Source organism: Corynebacterium sp. KPL2680 (genome assembly GCF_040225675.1).
GTDB lineage: Bacteria > Actinomycetota > Actinomycetes > Mycobacteriales > Mycobacteriaceae > Corynebacterium > Corynebacterium rhinophilum.
This window is the reverse complement of sequence record NZ_JBEHFM010000020.1, coordinates 1-18134: the sequence shown is the minus strand read 5'-3', so window position 1 is coordinate 18134 and position 18134 is coordinate 1. Positions and strand designations below refer to the sequence as shown.

Here is an 18134-nt window from a genome sequence, read left to right as displayed (position 1 = left end):
ATAACTATTGTGGATTTCTTTCGCACACCCATTCCGGTGATCAAATTCCACAGTTATCCCCAAACCCCAGCTCGCAGGGCCAATAACACAATGATGACCGCAGCGGTGAAAGCGACACCCGCCCAGCGCACGGATTTATTTCGATGGAAGAGGAACAAGCTCAAGATGATGCCGGTGCACAAGCCGCCAAGGTGGCCCCACAGGGAGACCCCCTCTGCGACGAAGGTATAGCCCACATTGACCAACAACAGGACGATGGGCGCGCGCAGATCCATCCCGCGTTGCCGGAAGGCGCCCACCAGCATGCCCATCAGCGCAAAGATCGCCCCAGAGGCCCCTACCGTGGGAGTGCCAAAATCAAACCACAGCACCATGGCGGAAGCGCCCAGACAAGAAACCAGGTACGCGGCGATGTATAGCCGAGTATCGAGGGCGCGCTCTACTTCCCTACCTATAAGCAGGAGCACCACCATGTTGACCGCGAGGTGCCCGCCGTCCAAGTGCATGAATTCCGAGGACAGCGCCGTAAGCGGCGCATCGGCGTACTGCGGCCCCCACAGGGCCCAGTCTTGGCTGAGCGTGGAGAGAAAGAAGGTCTCGCCCAATGTGCGAGCTTGTACCGCGGTAATTGACCACGCGATGATGCAGATCGCGGCAATGGTCGAGGTAACGGGGGCGGTTCGCAAATAATTTTTCACCATGGTGTGAAAGCTGACCCTTTGTTGGCATTCGGATAAAAACTAAACGAACCCGGCACCACAGGAAAGAGTGTGGTGCCGGGCGCGGAGCGAAGAAAACGCTTAGGCGATATCGATGGACTCGATGACAACGTCCTCGTGCGGACGGTCCATGCGGTCGGTGTCGACCTTGCCAATCTTGGAGACGACTTCCTGCGAAGCCGGGTCCGTAACCTCACCGAAGATGGTGTGGTGGTTATTCAGGTGCGGGGTCGGCGCCACGGTGATGAAGAACTGGGAACCGTTGGTGCCTGGGCCGGCATTGGCCATGGCCAGCAGGAATGGACGGTCGAACTGCAGCTCTGGGTGGAACTCGTCCTGGAACTGGTAGCCCGGGCCACCGCGGCCGGTGCCGGTGGGGTCGCCGCCCTGAATCATGAAGTTATCGATGATGCGGTGGAAGATGGCGCCATCGTAGAACGGGCCGGACTGCTCGCCCTTTGCGTTCTGGGTGGAGTAGTCCTTTTCGCCCTTGGCCAAACCGATGAAGTTTTCAACGGTTACCGGTGCGTGGTTACCGAAGAGATCGATAACAATATCGCCGTAGTTGGTATGCATCGTTGCAGTTGCGGTCTTCTGAGTCATGCCAACCATTGTAAAGAATTTACTTCCTCTCCGCTGTGCAAGACATAACGCTCTCAGCGATCGCGCTATCGTTATCCTTATGATTCGCGCGTTGCTCTTCGATCTCGATGACACCCTGATGGATCACACCGCCGCAGCGCGGGCCGGCGTGGATGAATGGTGCCGGCAGCGCGGGCTAAATACTGGGCAGCACCAGCGTTTTGCCGCCATTGAACGCAAGTGGTTTACCGCCTATGAGCGCGGCGAGGTCTCCCACCAAGGCCAGCGCATCGCCCGTTGCCGCGAATTTTTGGGCGAGGACATGGACGATGCCGCAGCCCTTGCCGCCTACGACGGCTACTTGGCCGCCTACCAGAGCCAGTGGCGCGCCTTTGCCGATGCCCGGCCCACCCTCGAGTGGGCGCTCGCATCCGGCTTCCGGGTAGGCATCCTCACCAATGGCCAGCGCGAGATGCAGCAGGCAAAACTGGAGGCGGGAGGCCTCGCGCTTGCCGATGTCCCCCTTATCCCCACCGTCGAACTCGGCTACCCCAAACCGCAGCGCCAGGCCTACCTAGCCGCCTGCGAACGGCTCGATGTCACGCCCGCGGAAACGCTCATGGTGGGCGATTCACTGGAAAATGACGTACTCGGTGCGCGCAGGGCAGGCCTGCGCGCTATGCACCTCGACAGGTCCGCAAAGGGAGAGGGCGATGTGTCTTGCCTTAGTCAGCTGACAAGGCTTGTCCCCCAAATAGCCAGCTAACCACGAGAGCACCGGGATCAATGACTCCCTTGCTGCGATCGCCCAGATAGGACGCGCGCCCCTTCTTGGCGGCGATCTTTCCGGTTTCTTCCACACCCTCCCGCGCGGCCTCGTATAGGGCCTGGAGCGTTTGCTCGTCTGGGCGCTCCGCGCCGATTTCTTGCGCCTTCTCCGCGGCCGGAATGAGCGCATCGAGCATGGTGCAATCCCCGCGCTGCGCGCCGCCCAGTTCTTGAATGAACTCTGCCGCGCTGCTCAAACCTTCCGCTAAGGTCTCCGCGCGGGCCATGTCGTTGAAAAAGCTGCCGAAAACCGCGCCCGAGGTTCCGCCCGCCAGGACAAGGAAGCGCTTGGCCAGTCCGGTGAAAATCTCATCATCCGAGCCGCGCAGCGGCAGTTCAATGCTTTCAAGCGCCGCCTCCATATTGGTACCGAAGTCCCCATCGCCGGCCTTGCGGTCAAGCTCGGTCAACTCCTCGATGGAGGATTGCACGCGGCCGACGAAGTCACTCAACCACTGGTTTTCTGCGCCTTCGCTGGGCAATTCATCCTCAAAGGTAATCCGCGCCGATTCCACCTGCTTGGCACTGCCCAAGGTATGCGGCCAGGCGGGGGCTGAAGTTGGGGCATCGATAAGCTCGAGCAGCTCATCGTCCGCCTTGAGCAGCGTGATGGATACGCCGTGCATATTGACCGCGGTGACGTAGTTGCCCACCATGGAGCGCACTACCGTAATTCCCTTCTCCGCTAGCTGCGCGGAAGCCTCGCCGAAGACCAGGCTCAGCTCCAAAGGCGTGGTGCCTCCCAAACCATTGACTAGGCACACCACCTCATCGCCGCTGTTGATATCAAGGGCAGCACCCAGATTTTCCAGCACGGTGGCGACGATGCCGTGGGCATTATCAACCTTTTCCGTGTGCGTGCCCGGCTCGCCGTGGATGCCCACGCCGACTTCCATATGCCCGTCGTCCAAATCAAAGGTATCGCGCCCCGTGGTGGGCAAAAAGCCGGATCCCAGTGCCACGGACATGCTGCGGGATTGATCGGCGGTCCGTTTCGCAAGCTCGGTGACCTTATCCAAGTCATCGCCGCGGTACGCCGCGGCACCGGCCACCTTTTCCACCAGGATCGTGGCACCCGTACCGCGCCTGCCAGGGCCCTCGCCGGTGCCTTCGGTAGCAATATCATCGGCGACTAAGACTGAACGAGTATCTACGGCCTCTGCAGCATTGCGCGCCACGGTGAAGTTCATGACATCACCGGTGTAGTTCTTCACAATGTGCAGCACTCCCCTGCCCTGGTCGGCCCACTGCGTGGCTTCGCTGACCTGGACCGCGTTCGGGGAGGTAAAGAGCAGGCCCGGGCAGGCTGCGGCGAGCATGCCTTGCCCAATGAAGCCGGCGTGCATGGGCTCGTGGCCGGATCCGCCACCGGAGATGACCGCAACCGCCGGTTTATCATCGGCCGTGCGCAGCGGGGTGGTGCGCCCAATGAAGCCCGCATCGTGCCAGGTGGCATCGGGATGCTGGGCAATGAAACCGGCCAGGGAATCAGACAGGAAGGATTCTTGGCTATTGCGAAATGCTGAGTGCTTCATGGCGCCCACGGTAATCCGGTTCCGGCCATAGCGTCGCGGGTGGGTACAAGATCACGAAAACGCTATGCAGACCGGCTGCATAGCGTTTTCTTTAAGAACCTAGAATTTCTCAGGTTCTATTTAGAGGGCGTTGCGCACCACATCGCGGGCTTCCACCATGTTGCGCAGGGAGGTTTCGGTCTCCTCGTAACCACGGGTCTTCAGACCGCAGTCCGGGTTAACCCACAGGCGATCCAGCGGAACGTTCTTGAGTGCGGCGCGGATAAGCTCTGCCATTTCCTCCACGGAAGGCACGCGTGGGGAGTGGATATCGTAGATGCCAGGTCCAATCTCAGAGTGGAAGGTCTCATCGATATCCTCCAGCAGCTCCATGCGGGAGCGTGCTGCCTCAATGGAGGTGACGTCTGCATCCAGGCCGGCGACGGCGTCGATGATCTGGCCGAACTCCGAGTAGCACAGGTGGGTGTGGATTTGGGTGGTGGGCTTGGCTTCGAGGGCTACCAGGCGGAAGGAACGCACTGCCCAGTCGAGGTAGGCCTTGCGGTCCTGCTCGCGCAGGGGCAGCAGCTCGCGCAGGGCCGGCTCGTCGATCTGGATGATGTCGATGCCGGCTTCCTCCAGGTCGCGGACCTCGTCTGCCAAAGCCACGCCCAGCTGGTCCGCGGATACGGACTGGTGCACGTCATCGCGGACGAAGGACCACGCCAGGATGGTGACCGGGCCGGTCAGCATGCCCTTGACGTGCTTTTCCGAAAGCGACTGTGCAAACTTCGACCACTCAGTGGTCATGGCAGCCGGGCGGGAGATGTCACCCACAACGATTGGCGGACGGGTGCAGCGGGAACCGTAGGACTGTACCCAGCCGTTTTCGGTGGTGACGAAGCCATCGAGCAGCTCCGCGAAGTACTGCACCATGTCATTGCGCTCTGGCTCGCCGTGGACCAGGACGTCCAGGCCGAGGCGCTCCTGCAGTTCGATGACGGACTTAACCTCGTCCTTGAGGGCGGAGTTGTAGTCAGCATCAGAAAGCTCGCCCTTGCGGTGCGCGGCACGCGCCTGGCGGATTTCCTTGGTCTGCGGGAAGGAACCGATGGTGGTGGTCGACAGCTCGGACAGGCCGAGCTCCTTCTGTGCTTCCTTGCGCTCGTTGAAGGCCGGCTCGCGCTTGACCTCGCCTTCCGGCAGCTGGGAGATGCGCTCTTGCACGGCGGCGTTGTTGATGCGCTCGGACTCGGCGCGGGTACGAACAGCGCGGTCGCTGACGCTGTAAGCCTCTTCGGCTGCCTCTGGGCCTTGTACCAGGGCGACGACTTCCTTGACCTTTTCATTGGCGAAGGAGAACCATGGGGCGACATCGGCAGGCAGCTTGGATTCTGCCTCGACGGAGTGCGGCACGTGCTGCAAGGACACGGAGGTGGATACGGACAGCTCATCGATGCTGCCGGCCAGGTCCTCGTACTTGGAGCGCAGGTCGCGCAGGTTGGCGGCCCAGACATTGCGGCCATCGACAAGGCCGGCAACGACGTGGGTGTTCAGGCTCTTCACGCGCTCGAGGTAGCCCTCATCTAGGGCCAGGGTGCCGACAGAAAGGTCAACCTGAACGGCCTCTGGCTTGAGCTCTGCGATGACATCGAGGCCCTTGCGCGCAGAGCCGTACGGGGTGGTCAGGTAGACCTGTGGGCGCTCTTCTGCACCCAGGATGGCGGAGTAAGCCTGCTTGGTATATGCAGCCAAGTCCTCATCGCTAGCGTTGGTCAGGTCTGCAACGAGGGCAGGTTCTGCCAACTGGATCCACTCCACGCCGGCCTTGTGCAGCTCCGCCAGGACCTCTTGGTAGGCGGCAACGGCATCATCTAGGCGCTCAAGCGGGGCCTTGGCAGCACCCTCGGCCTGCTTGGACAGGGCCAACAGGGTGACCGGGCCAACGAGGTACGGGCGCACGGTGTGGCCTGCTTCGCGGGCTTCTTCTACCAGCTTGATAATGCGCTGTGGGTGTGCCTTAAAAGCGTGGTCATCAGCAATTTCCGGCACGATGTAGTGGTAGTTGGTGTCGAACCACTTGGTCATCTCCAGCGGCGCGGTGTCCTTATTACCGCGGGCCAGGGTGAACTCATCATCCAGGGTTTCACCGGCAACGGCACCGACGGTCAGTGCGGTTTCGAGAACCTGGTCGTAGTAAGCGACGTCTGCCGGGATGGCGTAGTCCTCGGTCAGACCGAGGTCGCGCAGGCGGTTGTAGGTATCCAGGCGCAGCGAGTGTGCGGCGGACTCGAAGGTCTCCGCATCGATGCGGCCCGCCCAGTAGGACTCGAGCGCGCGCTTCAACTCGCGGTTGGCGCCAATACGGGGATAGCCCTCAATTGTCGCCTTGGGGAAATTAGCGTTGGTCATTGTCTACTCCGATTCGGGTTAGTAGGTCGTGAGTATTGTCGGGGTTGTTGTGGGTATATATATGGAGCCCGCTCGCCCCACCAGCCACGATGTCGCGGGCTAGTTCGGCGGTCAGTTCCATGCCGGTTTCGTATTCTTCTTCTGGGGTTGTCGCTGCCGCGAGCGCCGACCGCACCCTTTCGGGCACGGCGAGCCCGGACAGCTCTCCCATTCGCTCCACCCGGCGCAGGCTGGTCATGGGCATGATTCCCGGAATAAGGGGAATATGCACCCCGGCCAGTTGGGCCTTTTTGGTAAAGCGCAGGTAATCCTGGGCATCGAAGAATAGCTGGGTAATGGCGAAGTCCGCGCCGAGGCGTTGCTTTTTGAGCAAGACGTCAAAATCTTCATCTTCGTTTTTAGATTCAACGTGCCCGCTGGGATAGCACGCGACTCCGACGGCCAGGCGGCCAGCGGCGAACCGCGCGGCTTGTTGCCTTTCCAATTGCCGGATGAGGCTTATCAATTCATCGGCATGCTGCGGATAGTACTCCGGCAAGCCTTCCTCTGGCAGGTCCCCGCGCAGGGCCAGCAGGCCACGGACACCGGCATCGACCAAGCGGTTGGTCCAACCGATTAGTTCCGTGCGCGAACCAGCCGTACAGGCCAAGTGCGCAAGCGGGCGCATCGAGGTGGTGCGCGAAATCCGCTCGATAAAGGCCGTCGTCCCTTCGAGCCAACCGGACCGTTTGGAACTTGTCACCGCAATATAATCCGGGTGGTAGCTTTCCAAGGTTTCCAGCAAACGGTCGATTTTGGCTTCATCGGCGTCATGGCGCGGTGGAATTACCTCGAAAGATAGGGCCAAACGCTCCGGCACCATCAGTTCTTCTTCACTCATGGAATCCAATGGTGCTGACGCCGAAAATCGCGGGCTCATAGTCACCTCCTTTTCCCGATCTCAATTGCTGTCTGGAGGAAAACGTACCAAGCTGTTCAGTTTGCGGGGTAGCGCGACGCTAATGGTATTACCTTTGCAGGCCCATAAACAGCGCGGTTAGCCAAAATCGACGTGAATATTAATCCTCCATTCTGAACCAAGCGGTCTATTTTATGGGTGCTTCCACCCCTGAATCCCCCGCCAAAACAGTGGTGGGGTGTCAGGCTGACCACTATGCTGGATGGAAAAGACAAATAAATCTCATCTAAGGAGCACCTGCACCAATGAACCCCACCGTAGTGAAAATGGCGTTCAAGACCGGTTCCAATATGTGGAAGCAATTGCGCGATTACCGGCAAGAAAAGTCCCGCGAAACTTATACCGCCCTCGAAGAGGCTGCCCAACAGATGCAAAAGGAAGACAATAGCGCCTTCGATGAGGCCCGCAAGCAGGCAGGCGCCGTTACCCAGGCCGCGCACTCCCGCCTCGAGCGCGCACTAGAGGACTTCAATAACTACCGCGAAGACGCCGTCGAGCGTTTCGATGAGGCCAAAAAGGAAGCCACCAAGAAGGCAAAAAAGGCCCGCAAGCAGGCCAAGAAGAAGGCCACCAAGGCTGCAAAGAAGCAGACCAAGAAGAACAAGACGTCTTCCAAGTTCTGGACTGTTGCCGGAATCATTGCCCTGCTCGCCGCGGCAACCGGTGCGATTTACGCTTGGCTGCGCTCCAATGACAAGCCTTCTCAGACCCCACCGCGCGTAGATGACTACCGCGGTAACACCCAAAACACAGCCCCAGAATCTACCTTGGTCTACACCTCCACTAGCGAAGCTAAGCCCGAAAACGATTCGGACCTCGCTGAAGAGGGTGCCGTGCGCGATGAAGAGCTCTTGGGTTCCATCGATGAACAGCTGGCCAAGCACCGCGAGGAAGAAGAGGCCGCCGCAGAGGAGGCAGACACCAGCCGGATCACGGATGACCACCAAAGTGAGGGCAAGCACCGCCTGCAATCTGACGAGCAGTAGTTCCTCTCGCACCCCCGCCGTGGGGGTGCACTAGGCGTTGCCTAGATCTCATTGCTTTGCCTATTCAAAAATCTCCTGCTTGAATTCACCCATTAAGGCTTTCTACAAGGAGATAAACAATGAGCTTTGAGTCTCTCACCGTCAAGCTCAAAGACGGTTCAACGTACTATTTCCCCGCAGGCCCAGTAACCGATGATCCCTCCCCGCGCGTGGATAACCTCCGCTTTGCCATAGATAACGGCGCTACCTTCCGCTCCGTTGACGAATCCGGTGAAATGCGCGAGTTCAACGGCGCGGACGTGCATAACTATCACTTGGCTTAACTAGCCCGGCGGATTCTTCATATATCCTGGGGATTATGGAAATTCGCGCGACACAAGAATCCGATCGCACTTATATAGCTCGCCTCAACTTCCTGACCGATACCTTCGGTGATGAACGAGGCGAGCTTTCTTCCGGTTTTGCCGATGATTTTTCCTTTTACGTGGAAAATTGGGAGCCCAACCAGGGAGGTTTCATCGCTTGGGAGGACCTCGTGCCCGCCGGCGGGGTGTGGCTCAATTGGGGTACCGAGGACAATCACGGTTACGGGTTCGTGGAACCGGCCATCCCAGAATTTGCCATCGCGGTAGAAAGCCGCTTTGCGGGCCAGGGCATTGCCACCGCGCTTATCGATGCCGCCATTTCCCTCGCCCAGACCCTCAAAGCGCCCGGTATTTCCCTGGCCGTCCACCCCGATAATCCGCGTGCGCAGGGGCTTTATGAACGCTTGGGCTTCGAGCATGTAGGTGTGTACGCCGAGCATTACATCATGGTCAAGCGCTTTTTATAACCCTATACATGACCAAAGTCCGGATTCTTTAACCAGAATCCGGACTTTTCCTGTGGAGCATAGGAGAATCGAACTCCTGACCTTCTGCTTGCAAAGCAGATGCTCTACCAATTGAGCTAATGCCCCAGTGGCTTGTACTCTACTACTGTAGCCGCTCATTCCAAAAATGCCGAAGACACCGCGGCACACTGATTTACTTCTATCACATTTATCACACGCGTTTAATCCATAATTACCTTCGCAGTGGAGTAGGCTGGCTAATCGTGCCCATCTGTCCTCGTTCCTAGGAAAAGTATGCGTCGTCTTCTTACCTCCGCACTCACCGTGCTCGCTACTGCCGCCCTTCCCGCCTGCGCCAATGCGCAATTCCTCGAAGGCACCCCGAAAGTAGCTGGGTCCTCAGAACCAAATATCCAATCCGCGGTTTCTGAGATTCAGACCGATATTCAAAGTCGCATCGACAGCACCCGCGCGCAGGCACAGGATCTTGTTTCCTCGGTAGCGCCACAAGACGAGCCGCAGAATGAGGCTGCACCCGCACCGGATCCCCAAGCTGGGGCCGCACCGCAACCAGCCCCGCAGCCACAGGGCAACGGCGTCGATTGCCCGAATTGCGTGGCCCTTACCTTTGACGATGGCCCAAGTCCTTATACCAACCAGCTCCTGGATACCTTTAAGGCAAAAAACGCTCACGCCAGCTTCATGGTGCTAGCGGATCACGCCTACCAATACCCCGAGGCGCTCCAGCGCATGCAGGCAGAAGGTCACACCATTGGCAATCACACCAAGACCCATCGCCAGCTCAACCAGTTAGCTTACGGCGATATTGCCCAAGATATCGACGCCGGCAACGCGGCGATCCGCAATGCCACCGGGCAGGATCCAAAGTGGCTGCGCCCGCCCTACGGTGCCACCAATGAGACGGTTGACCAGGTAGCCAGGGATAAGGGCTTGTCGCAGGCCCTATGGAACGTAGATACCTTGGATTGGAAGATCCGCGACTCGCAGCACGTCTGCAATGCCGCCGTCCAAGATGCTAACCCAGGCTCCATCGTCTTGATGCACGATATTCACCCGACCACCGTCAATGCGGCCGAGTGCGTTATCGACGGCCTGCGCGCCAAGGGCTTGGAACCGGTCAGCCTCGATGAACTGCTGCGTACCCCGGTAGACGGAAAACGCTACTACTCCCGTTAATGATTGACTTTTCCCACACTGCTGATGTCGTAGCCCCGCAACTCCTTGGCTGCGTCATCACGCACGCAGGGGTGAGCATTCGCCTTACGGAGGTCGAGGCCTATTTGGGCACGGACGATGCCGCCGCCCATACCTTTCGTGGGAAAACCCCGCGCAATGCCGCCATGTTCGGCCCACCCGGCCGGCTGTACGTGTATGCCTCTTACGGCATCCACCGCAATGTCAATATCGTGTGCGCGCCCGAAGGCGTGGGCCAAGGGTGCCTACTGCGCGGCGGTGAGGTGCTATCTGGGATCGATACCGCCTTTGCACGACGCGGCACCAGCGATTTTCATAACCTAGCCCGCGGCCCCGGGAACCTCGGAAAAGCTCTGGGAGCAACGCTGGAGGATAACCACCTGCCAGTGCAGCTTTCTGAGCGCGAGTCTGCACCGGAATGGGTGCGCGGCCCGCGAATTGGTATTTCCAAAAACCAGGAAGCGGCCCTGCGGTTTTGGATTCCCTTTGATAAGACCGTCTCCGTCCGCCGCGGCTATCCCAAAAAGTGATTAATAGCGGCCGCCATAGCGCTCATCGGCTTCGATGGCTTTGATGATACGCTCATTAATTTGGGTCATCTGATGAATCTGCGCGCGGGTCAGATTATCGATAACGGATCGGCGGGCCTGCTTGGCGTGGCCCGGGGCGGTTTCTACTACCTTGTCCCAGCCGCTATCGGTAAGGTGCGCCATCGTCGTCCGCCCATCATTGGGGCAAGGACGCCGCACGACCCAGCCCTGGCGCTCCAGGCGGGTGACAACTTGGCTCAGGCGGGACAGGGAGCCATTTGCGGTAATCGCAAGATCCCGCATGCGCATCTCATGGTTCTCGGCCTCTGATAGCCGTGAGAGCACCGTATATTCAAAGAAGCTTAGCTTGGCGTCATCGCGGAGCTGCGCGTCCAGAATATTGGTGAGCCGGACATTCACGCTCATCAGGGACATGAATGCTGCTAGTTCATCCTCTTCAAGCCAAAAGTCGTCCCGCTCGGTCATGAGGATTATTTTAGCAACTGGACTTCAATTCTAAAATAATCCCAAGTATCCGGAGCCCCGTACCACTTATTCGAGCTTGGTCTCCTCCACCTAGTGGCTGGTGGGTGCCAAGCGTGCTGGGTCCAGTTCAATTCGGCGTAATAACTGCGCGTTGAATGCCACCACGATGGTCGATAGCGACATCAATACCGCACCGGCCGCCGGGGAGAGCACGACACCGATGGGTGCGAGTACGCCTGCCGCCAAGGGCACGGCAATGATGTTGTAGCCAGATGCCCAAATTAGGTTTTGGATCATCTTGCGGTAGCTAGCGCGCGACAAGCTCATCATTGAAAGCACCGACCGCGGATCATCGCTGGCGAGCACCACCTCGGCGGATTCCATGGCGACATCGGTGCCGGCGCCAATGGCGATGCCGACTTCCGCGCGGGCCAAGGCTGGGGCGTCGTTGACGCCATCGCCAACCATGGCCACTGCCAGGCCGCGCTCTTGTAATTCGGTGACCTTGGAGTCCTTGTCCTGCGGCAGGACTTCGGCAAAAACCTCGTCAATACCCAGTTCTTCGCCAACGGCCTCGGCGACCTGCGTGGCATCGCCAGTAATCATCGCAACCTTGACGCCCTGCTCTTGGAGGGCCTGTACGGCCGCGCGGGATTCGGGACGAATCTTATCTTCAACCGCGAGAGCACCGATGATCTGACCATCGCGCACGACGTGCAGGACACCCGCGCCGCGTTGGGACCACTCCTCAACCTGCGCATCGAAAACCCCAGGGGTGGCAAGCTCTAGCTCGCGCAGCATATTCGGTCCACCGACGAGGACCTCTGCCCCATCGACGGTGGCCTGGATTCCACGACCGGCGGCAGCACTGAAATCGGAGCTGTGCAGCTGCTCCTGGGATGCTTCCGCGTGGTCTTCGGCTGCCTTGACGATGGCGCGGGCCAACGGGTGTTCACTATCGGCCTCGGCCGCGGCGGCCACTGCTAGCAGCTGCCCCTCGCTGATGCCCTCAACGGTTGCGACACCGGTGACCGCGTGCGCACCTTCGGTCAGGGTGCCGGTCTTATCGAAGAGGACGGCGTCGATAGTGCGCATGCGCTCCAACGCCATACGTTCCTTGATGAGTACTCCAGACTGTGCGGCCTGCTCGGTAGAGATCGCAATGACCAGTGGGATAGCCAAACCGAGGGCGTGGGGGCAAGCGATGACGAGCACGGTGACGGTGCGCACCACGGCGTCGCTTGGGCTACCGATAATGGACCAGACCACCGCGGTAATGAAGGCTGCGCTCAGCGCGAACCAGAAGAGCAACGCTGCGGCGCGATCGGCAAGGGCTTGGGCGCGGGAGGAAGATTCCTGCGCCTCGGCGACCATGCTTTGAATACCACCCAGGGCCGTATCCCCACCGATGGCCTCTACCTGGACGCGGACGGTGTTGGCTGTAGCTACCGTACCGGCGACCACGCGCTCACCTTTATCGCGGAAGACGGGCCGGGATTCACCGGTGATCATGGATTCATCGAACTCGGCTGAGCCTTCAACAATGGTGCCATCGGCAGGCGCCCGCGCCCCAGCGCGAACCAGTACTATGTCATCCACCGCCAGCTCAGAGACTGGCACGGTGTGGGTCTGCCCATCGATGATCTTCTCAGCCTCGTCAGGCAAAAGTTCTGCCAAGGCATCCAAAGCGGAGGAGGCCGCGCCGAGTGCACGCATCTCCAACCAGTGGCCCAGCAGCATAATGACGACCAAGAGGGCCAGCTCCCACCAGAAATCTAGGTCGAATCCTCCAATACCCAAGGTGGTGACCCATGAGGCAACGAACGCCACGGTAATGGCCATGGCGATAAGCAGCATCATCCCGGGCTGGCGGGATTTCAGTTCCGACCAGCCGCCTTGCAGGAACGGCGTGCCGCCATAAATGAAGATGATGGTGCCGAGCACCGGGGGAATCCAGGATGAACCAGTGAATTCGGGTACGCCGTAGCCGAGCAATTCTGCGACCATAGGGCTGAAGATGACGACCGGTACCGATAGCAGCAGCGACCACCAGAAGCGGCTGCGGAACATCGCCGCGTGCTCCCCGTGTCCGTGTCCGTGGCCGTGCTCGTGACCGTGACCGTGACCGTGATGGTCACCGTGGGAGTGTTCTTCGTGACCGCCATGATCTGTGTGTTGCGTATGGTCCGCTTCCGCGGCCTGGTGAGCACCGGAATGCTCACCGTGTTGGTGAGAAGTACTCATGAAGTTCCTTTCTTCTCCTCCTTGCACCATGAGGAGTCCTAGCTTCGGTGGAACACAGTGATGGTTACTCTCCCCACCATATACCCCGGGGAGGTATATTTTACAAGAACGGAAGGAGCCATTTTCGCATGAGAGGTGAAGTGGAACTACCGAAAAGTCCTTTCAGCTTAAACGACAGAAAGTGTTGCTGAGGTTGTCTCGTGAAATGTCCTAGGTTTGCTCCGTTTGAGTAGATGAGAAAATCTAACGCGCTTCAGGTGGCGTCATAAGGGACTACGTGCCCACAGTCTTTATTGGGCAAAAGATCCCACGCCTAGCAGATTTCAATAAAGCAGCGGAACCCGCTTGGTTAACTTTTAACAGAGCTTTACAAGAATTTCGATAAAGGGAAATCCTTATTGCTCCAGATTCTTTCCTTGGCGCGCTCAATTAAATCTTTATAGTAACTCAAACCCTCCGACGGCCTGTGCCTTTGCACTTGCAATTTCCTCTTCGCCAACCTAAACAATTTTGCCTAGTTCGAAAAAGTCTGCTTTAAGTACCGGATAGTCCCCAGCAAATGTGTCGGAACAATTGAATCAGCGCCAATGTCACAAATAGAAGGCAACCATACATAACGATGGTGGCCGGACTCATATCCCAAAACAGTTATCCATTTTAGGGCCTTAACGCTGAGAGCGGGGGCGATCTCGAAATGAGAAGGGGTCGAGTCTGTCGGAATGGTGCATCTGTGCCTTCTGCATCTCTGAACCAGTGACAGTGCCAGGCTCGGTTTTTGGGTCCTAGGGTTGCCCGCAAATCGTGGACACGTTGTTAAGCTGCTTAGGGGTTAAGCAGCTTAACAACGTGTCCACGATTTGCGGGCAACCCCAAATAACCTGCTCATTCGTTTGATGCTGTAGTTCGCCTTCTCCTGCTGCATTAGCTCAAATTTTTCCGATCGCGTTGCTTCGCAGCGAAGAAGGCGGTGGCTTTTGACAAGAACTCATTATCCATCTTGGCCTCAGCTAACTCACGACGCAGGCGAGCGTTTTCGGCTCGTATATCGGCATCACTGCGGCCATCTACCGAGCCTTGGCGTTCCCGCTCAAGTTTGACCCACCTGCCTAAAATTGTGGCTGATACGCTAATTTCCTTAGCCACATGAGCGATTGGGCGCCCAGACTCAATGACCAGTCTGGCGGCCTCCTGCCGGTACTCCGGGGTGTACTTCTTCCTTGACGAACTCACAATGAACATCCTCTCCTACGGACACAAGATCCGTACTAATAGGGTGTCCACTACTCGAGGGTAACCTCAGTCCGGCTCGGAGAAGGTGTTGGTTCATTAGGAGGTTGCCTCGCCAAACACCTATAATCCCGAACCCACACACAAACCATTAGACACTCTCTTTTGGGTGTCCGCAGCGCACCTCCCCGGCACATAGTCGGACAGAAGGAAAGCAAAAAGCCACGACTCCCACACCCCCGTAGGTGGCTTTTCTTCAATGCTTCCAACAACGAGAAGTACTAGGGAAGTTCCTTTGTCACTGGAAGTCAAGAATTAAGAACCGTCAGCCTGCCGGAAATAAGCACAGCCGTGAAACTAAGTTCGCAAAAAGATGCAGATTGGGTTTAGGTGGAAAACTAGATCCATCTAAACCCAATCTGCATAAGTCCGAAACATGCGCTCTAACTATCTTGGCATCTTTCGCTCTTTTTGTCCCCAAAGGAGAATCCTCCCAAGATTAACGGTAACTTTCACTGCTATCCTGCGTCTCCTTCATAAGGGAATTAATCCAATCAGCATACGGGAAGATATCTGAGTGCCACATCTTCCCACCCCTACGGTCTTGGCAAGTGGGATTCGCTCCTCCTGCTGTATGAACAGCATAAATAGTGTTTCCGGAGTATACCGCGCCGCCGGAGTCTCCAGAGCACGACCAAGCGTCGGTAGTAGCAACACTCTGGAGAATGTTGGAAAAGCTGCCTGCTTCAAATGAGTACTTATCATAGTACGCAACTACACGAACCTCAGCTGTGGAGGGGAAATCATGGTATCCCCCATACCCTATCAAGCTCGCTTCATCATTAAAGGTTAAGGACTTTGTGGGTAGCTCAAATGAATCAGCAGTAATTCCGTCAGAAATCAGCAGTAATTCCGTCAGAAACTTTAATCAATGCAACATCTTCTGTTTCTCCCTTAGTATACACGTCTTCCACCTTCGCACTTTGACCGTCATATTGCCTAATGAATCCCGAAGCATTCTGACCATTGAGTCCTTGGACACAGTGACGTGCGGTTATCCAAAAACCATTTCTCAGGTGGTTGACCGTGCATCGCTTTTTCATTGCTTCCTCCGATTCTTTTATCCAAAGTTGTCCAACCCTGTCGTCTTGTTGCACAACTTTGCTCGAAGATTTTAGAGAAATCATTTCAGCAGGAAGTCCCTCTCGACCGCTATCCATCAACAGAGTACTTTCAAACTTCATCCCTATAAAAAGGGAGCCAAATACCAAAAGAACAGGTAGCAGCGGTGAGTGGAACGCTAGTTGCATTATGTGGCGCAGAGAGCCAGTCATTTCCTGCCAGACCGCTCAGCACTCATGGCTCTCGCCAACATCAAAAAGCCGACGGACAGCAAAGAAAAAAATGCTATGGCGCCAATCTCTAAGGAACTAGGATCGTCAAAGCATCTTGGCAGCAGGACAACGACCAGCGCCGCAGAAAAAGCACCGAAGAAAAGAATTGCAGCTTTCATTCCGCCCCCCTCAACTAAAGTTTAAAACATTCGACGACACCGGCGATATCGCCGGTGCCGAGGGTGGCAATCCCTCCAACGCAGGCTGCACATACCGCCGCGCCGATAGGCTCTACGCCACAGGCCGTTGCACAAGTCGAACCGATCAGTCCAGCAACCACTCCATTAACACCAAGAATGGCACCAATGCATGCGGTCTTCTCTCCCCAGCCCTGTAGCTCAGGGGCGTCAGGATCGGCCATTGGGACATTTTGATTAGCCTGGAGGGTGGCTCCGTCAACATAGTCAATGTCAAGGCCTTCGTCTTTAACAAGCTGATCATCCTTGAACACCTGGACGTTAAACTTGTTGTGAGAACCTTTTGTATAAAGCGTCTCCGATTGGCCAATTGGAGAGGAGTGATCTTCCGTCTTGTAGGCGACGGTTATGTTACTGAGGTAATTATATTCTCCCTCGTTCGAATAAGGCACAGTAACGAGATCAAAGCTTTCTCCGTCATCACTCTTTACCGTCGTAACCTTTGTATTGTCGAGATCAAGGCGATCGACGCCACCATGAGCATGGATTTTTCCCTTGCTGACATTTCCCTTAGCTTCTTTTAGAAGTTCTGCTTTGTCTGGAGACTGGGTTGTGTCCTTCGTGTTGGATGGGCCATTCGACGCTGCACAAGTACTGTTTGAAGCATTAGGTTCCTTATGTGGCATATCGACAGCGGCAGCAGTAGAAGCTGAACCGATTAAAATGGTGCCGACTGCAAAGAAAGACATAATCTTGGAAGCAGATTTCAACATGATACCTTCTCCTGGCTCGTTGACGTGAAGTGACTATTGGAAATCGCCGGAAGGTACCCGTTTTAGATCATAAATCTGCAGAATTGTCAGAAATAGAAAACTGTCAGAAATAGAAAGGGCAATTTCAATAGCTTTCCGACGTTAACATGCAAAATATATAATATGATAGGAGCGTGTCAAGTTGTGTGTGGGGTTAGGTTTATAGGTATTTGTCGAAGCGGTCGGGAAAGGCCACGGCCATTTGGTTGATGGCTTGTTTCCAGCCGGATACTCGTGCTCCTTCCACGAGCCTGCTGGCTGTAGCTGAGGCCCGTTTGCCTTGTTTCGCCCTCTTTAAGGCTCGTTTGTCTTCAATAGTGCAGATCATCAACCACAGCGTCTTTAACGCAGAATCATCATTAGTAAATTGGACCCGGTTACGCGTGGCTTTACGCAGCTGGTTGTTAAACGACTCAATGGAATTCGTCGTATAGATGACCTTTCTGGCTGCTGGTGGGAACTGCAAAAATGGCACGAATCTATCCCATGCGTCCTGCCAGACCTTGACCGACTGAGGGTACTTCACACCCAGTTCAGAATCGGAAAATTCCTTCAACGCTGCTTCTGCCGTGGATTCATCAGTAGCCGTATAAACCTTCTTCAACGCGGCTGATACAGCGCGGCGATCCCCGTAGGCCACCCACCGGTTCGCGGCGCGAATCAGGTGCACGATACAGGTTTGTACCATGGAATTCGGCCAGGTTGCCTCTAGAAGCCTCTGGTAGGCCTTTCAGCCCGTCACAGCAGACAATAAAGACGTCTTTGACCCCACGGTTAGATAAGTTGGCACATACATGTGCCCAAAACGATGCGCCTTCTTCTTTAGCAATCCATAGGCCCAAAATGTGCTTGATGCCATCTAAATCCACGCCGATAGCCATATAGGCAGACTTGTTGACAACCCTGCCACCGTCACGGACTTTAATGCGCAACGCATGGGCCTGACCCCCGGAAAGTGGACACGTCGGGGGTTAGCTATGCTGCTTTAGTCAGTGTAGCTGAAGTCTCGGCTTCAAAGACATCCGGCGCTACAAGATTGCACCAGAAGTGCCGCCGGCGCGTGTTGTAGCGCATGCACCACCGGAAGACTTCCTGACGGCAGGAGATCGGACTGTCAAAAACTTTCCTATCGCGCAAGACTTCCCGCTTGAGCGTGGCGTTAAACGATTCTGCTAGGGCGTTATCCGCACTCGTTCCTACCGCTCCCATAGACTGGCGCACACCCAACGACGAGCAATAGCTCCTAAAGGCTTGTGAG

The 18134-nt window shown here is 56.8% G+C and carries 19 protein-coding genes, 1 tRNA gene and 1 pseudogene; 6 read left to right on the top strand and 15 right to left on the bottom strand.

The genetic code is table 11. The features are described from left to right. Positions 1–53: 53 nt before the first annotated feature. Complete coding sequence (locus ABRP66_RS09545) at positions 54–701, bottom strand: rhomboid family intramembrane serine protease (protein WP_284770843.1); 648 nt, start codon at positions 699–701, stop codon at positions 54–56. Positions 702–800: 99 nt separating this feature from the next. Further along, positions 801–1331, bottom strand: coding sequence for a peptidylprolyl isomerase (locus ABRP66_RS09540; protein ID WP_284770842.1), 531 nt, complete (start codon positions 1329–1331; stop codon positions 801–803). Between the two features lie 70 nt (positions 1332–1401). On the opposite strand from ABRP66_RS09540, the gene ABRP66_RS09535 reads away from it, so the two are divergent. Next, a complete protein-coding gene (locus ABRP66_RS09535; RefSeq protein WP_284770841.1) occupies positions 1402–2067 on the top strand; it encodes an HAD family hydrolase in 666 nt (221 codons plus the stop codon). Here ABRP66_RS09535 and ABRP66_RS09530 read toward each other — a convergent pair. From ABRP66_RS09530 to ABRP66_RS09520, 3 genes are all read right to left on the bottom strand, one after another. Beyond that, the gene (locus ABRP66_RS09530; protein WP_284770840.1) at positions 2027–3664 is read right to left on the bottom strand and encodes a dihydroxyacetone kinase family protein; all 1638 of its coding nucleotides are present in this window, start codon (positions 3662–3664) and stop codon (positions 2027–2029) included. The two genes, ABRP66_RS09535 and ABRP66_RS09530, sit on opposite strands and share 41 nt — an antisense overlap. 120 nt (positions 3665–3784) lie before the next feature. After that, positions 3785–6055, bottom strand: a complete 2271-nt coding sequence (metE, locus tag ABRP66_RS09525) for a 5-methyltetrahydropteroyltriglutamate--homocysteine S-methyltransferase (RefSeq protein WP_349838618.1) — start codon at positions 6053–6055, stop codon at positions 3785–3787. Next, positions 6042–6974: a methylenetetrahydrofolate reductase gene (locus tag ABRP66_RS09520; RefSeq protein WP_023028040.1), complete on the bottom strand. Its 933-nt coding sequence runs from the start codon at positions 6972–6974 to the stop codon at positions 6042–6044. The genes metE and ABRP66_RS09520 overlap by 14 nt, the downstream gene beginning before the upstream one ends. 284 nt (positions 6975–7258) lie before the next feature. Here ABRP66_RS09520 and ABRP66_RS09515 point away from each other — a divergent pair, with 284 nt between their 5' ends. The 3 genes from ABRP66_RS09515 to ABRP66_RS09505 all read left to right on the top strand — a co-directional run bounded on the left by ABRP66_RS09515 (position 7259) and on the right by ABRP66_RS09505 (position 8831). Continuing rightward, entirely contained in the window at positions 7259–7999 is a 741-nt protein-coding gene (locus ABRP66_RS09515; RefSeq protein ID WP_284770838.1) for a hypothetical protein, read from the top strand. A gap of 119 nt (positions 8000–8118) precedes the next feature. After that, the gene (locus ABRP66_RS09510; protein ID WP_005276046.1) at positions 8119–8322 is read left to right on the top strand and encodes a hypothetical protein; all 204 of its coding nucleotides are present in this window, start codon (positions 8119–8121) and stop codon (positions 8320–8322) included. A gap of 35 nt (positions 8323–8357) precedes the next feature. Beyond that, positions 8358–8831 (top strand): GNAT family N-acetyltransferase, encoded by a 474-nt coding sequence (locus tag ABRP66_RS09505; RefSeq protein WP_005276043.1) that lies wholly within the window; start codon positions 8358–8360, stop codon positions 8829–8831. A gap of 53 nt (positions 8832–8884) precedes the next feature. Here ABRP66_RS09505 and ABRP66_RS09500 read toward each other — a convergent pair. Beyond that, positions 8885–8957, bottom strand: a tRNA-Ala gene (locus tag ABRP66_RS09500). A gap of 168 nt (positions 8958–9125) precedes the next feature. Between ABRP66_RS09500 and ABRP66_RS09495 the strand changes: the two genes are divergently transcribed. Beyond that, on the top strand, positions 9126–10028 hold the full coding sequence (locus tag ABRP66_RS09495; protein WP_284770837.1) for a polysaccharide deacetylase family protein: 903 nt from the start codon (positions 9126–9128) through the stop codon (positions 10026–10028). Then, complete coding sequence (locus ABRP66_RS09490) at positions 10028–10576, top strand: DNA-3-methyladenine glycosylase (protein WP_284770836.1); 549 nt, start codon at positions 10028–10030, stop codon at positions 10574–10576. The genes ABRP66_RS09495 and ABRP66_RS09490 overlap by 1 nt, the downstream gene beginning before the upstream one ends. Here the strand turns inward: ABRP66_RS09490 and ABRP66_RS09485 are convergent, their stop codons facing one another. The 9 genes and pseudogenes from ABRP66_RS09485 to ABRP66_RS09445 form a co-directional block, all read right to left on the bottom strand. Beyond that, complete coding sequence (locus tag ABRP66_RS09485; protein WP_005276035.1) at positions 10577–11062, bottom strand: MarR family winged helix-turn-helix transcriptional regulator; 486 nt, start codon at positions 11060–11062, stop codon at positions 10577–10579. Positions 11063–11152: 90 nt separating this feature from the next. After that, positions 11153–13306, bottom strand: coding sequence for a copper-translocating P-type ATPase (locus ABRP66_RS09480; RefSeq protein ID WP_349838617.1), 2154 nt, complete (start codon positions 13304–13306; stop codon positions 11153–11155). A gap of 921 nt (positions 13307–14227) precedes the next feature. Further along, complete coding sequence (locus tag ABRP66_RS09475; RefSeq protein ID WP_023022502.1) at positions 14228–14536, bottom strand: transposase; 309 nt, start codon at positions 14534–14536, stop codon at positions 14228–14230. 496 nt (positions 14537–15032) lie between these two features. Continuing rightward, the gene (locus tag ABRP66_RS09470; RefSeq protein ID WP_349838625.1) at positions 15033–15422 is read right to left on the bottom strand and encodes a trypsin-like serine protease; all 390 of its coding nucleotides are present in this window, start codon (positions 15420–15422) and stop codon (positions 15033–15035) included. A 4-nt stretch (positions 15423–15426) separates the two neighbouring features. Continuing rightward, positions 15427–15867: a hypothetical protein gene (locus tag ABRP66_RS09465; protein WP_349838616.1), complete on the bottom strand. Its 441-nt coding sequence runs from the start codon at positions 15865–15867 to the stop codon at positions 15427–15429. After that, positions 15864–16046: a hypothetical protein gene (locus ABRP66_RS09460; RefSeq protein WP_284770833.1), complete on the bottom strand. Its 183-nt coding sequence runs from the start codon at positions 16044–16046 to the stop codon at positions 15864–15866. Before ABRP66_RS09460 ends, ABRP66_RS09465 begins: the two co-directional genes overlap by 4 nt. 14 nt (positions 16047–16060) lie before the next feature. After that, complete coding sequence (locus ABRP66_RS09455; protein WP_284770832.1) at positions 16061–16837, bottom strand: hypothetical protein; 777 nt, start codon at positions 16835–16837, stop codon at positions 16061–16063. A gap of 199 nt (positions 16838–17036) precedes the next feature. Further along, a pseudogene (locus ABRP66_RS09450) lies at positions 17037–17811 on the bottom strand (IS256 family transposase); the annotation flags it as partial. A 40-nt stretch (positions 17812–17851) separates the two neighbouring features. Beyond that, positions 17852–18134, bottom strand: a 283-nt coding sequence (locus ABRP66_RS09445) for an integrase core domain-containing protein (RefSeq protein WP_349838615.1), incomplete at its 5' end; no start/stop codon positions are given.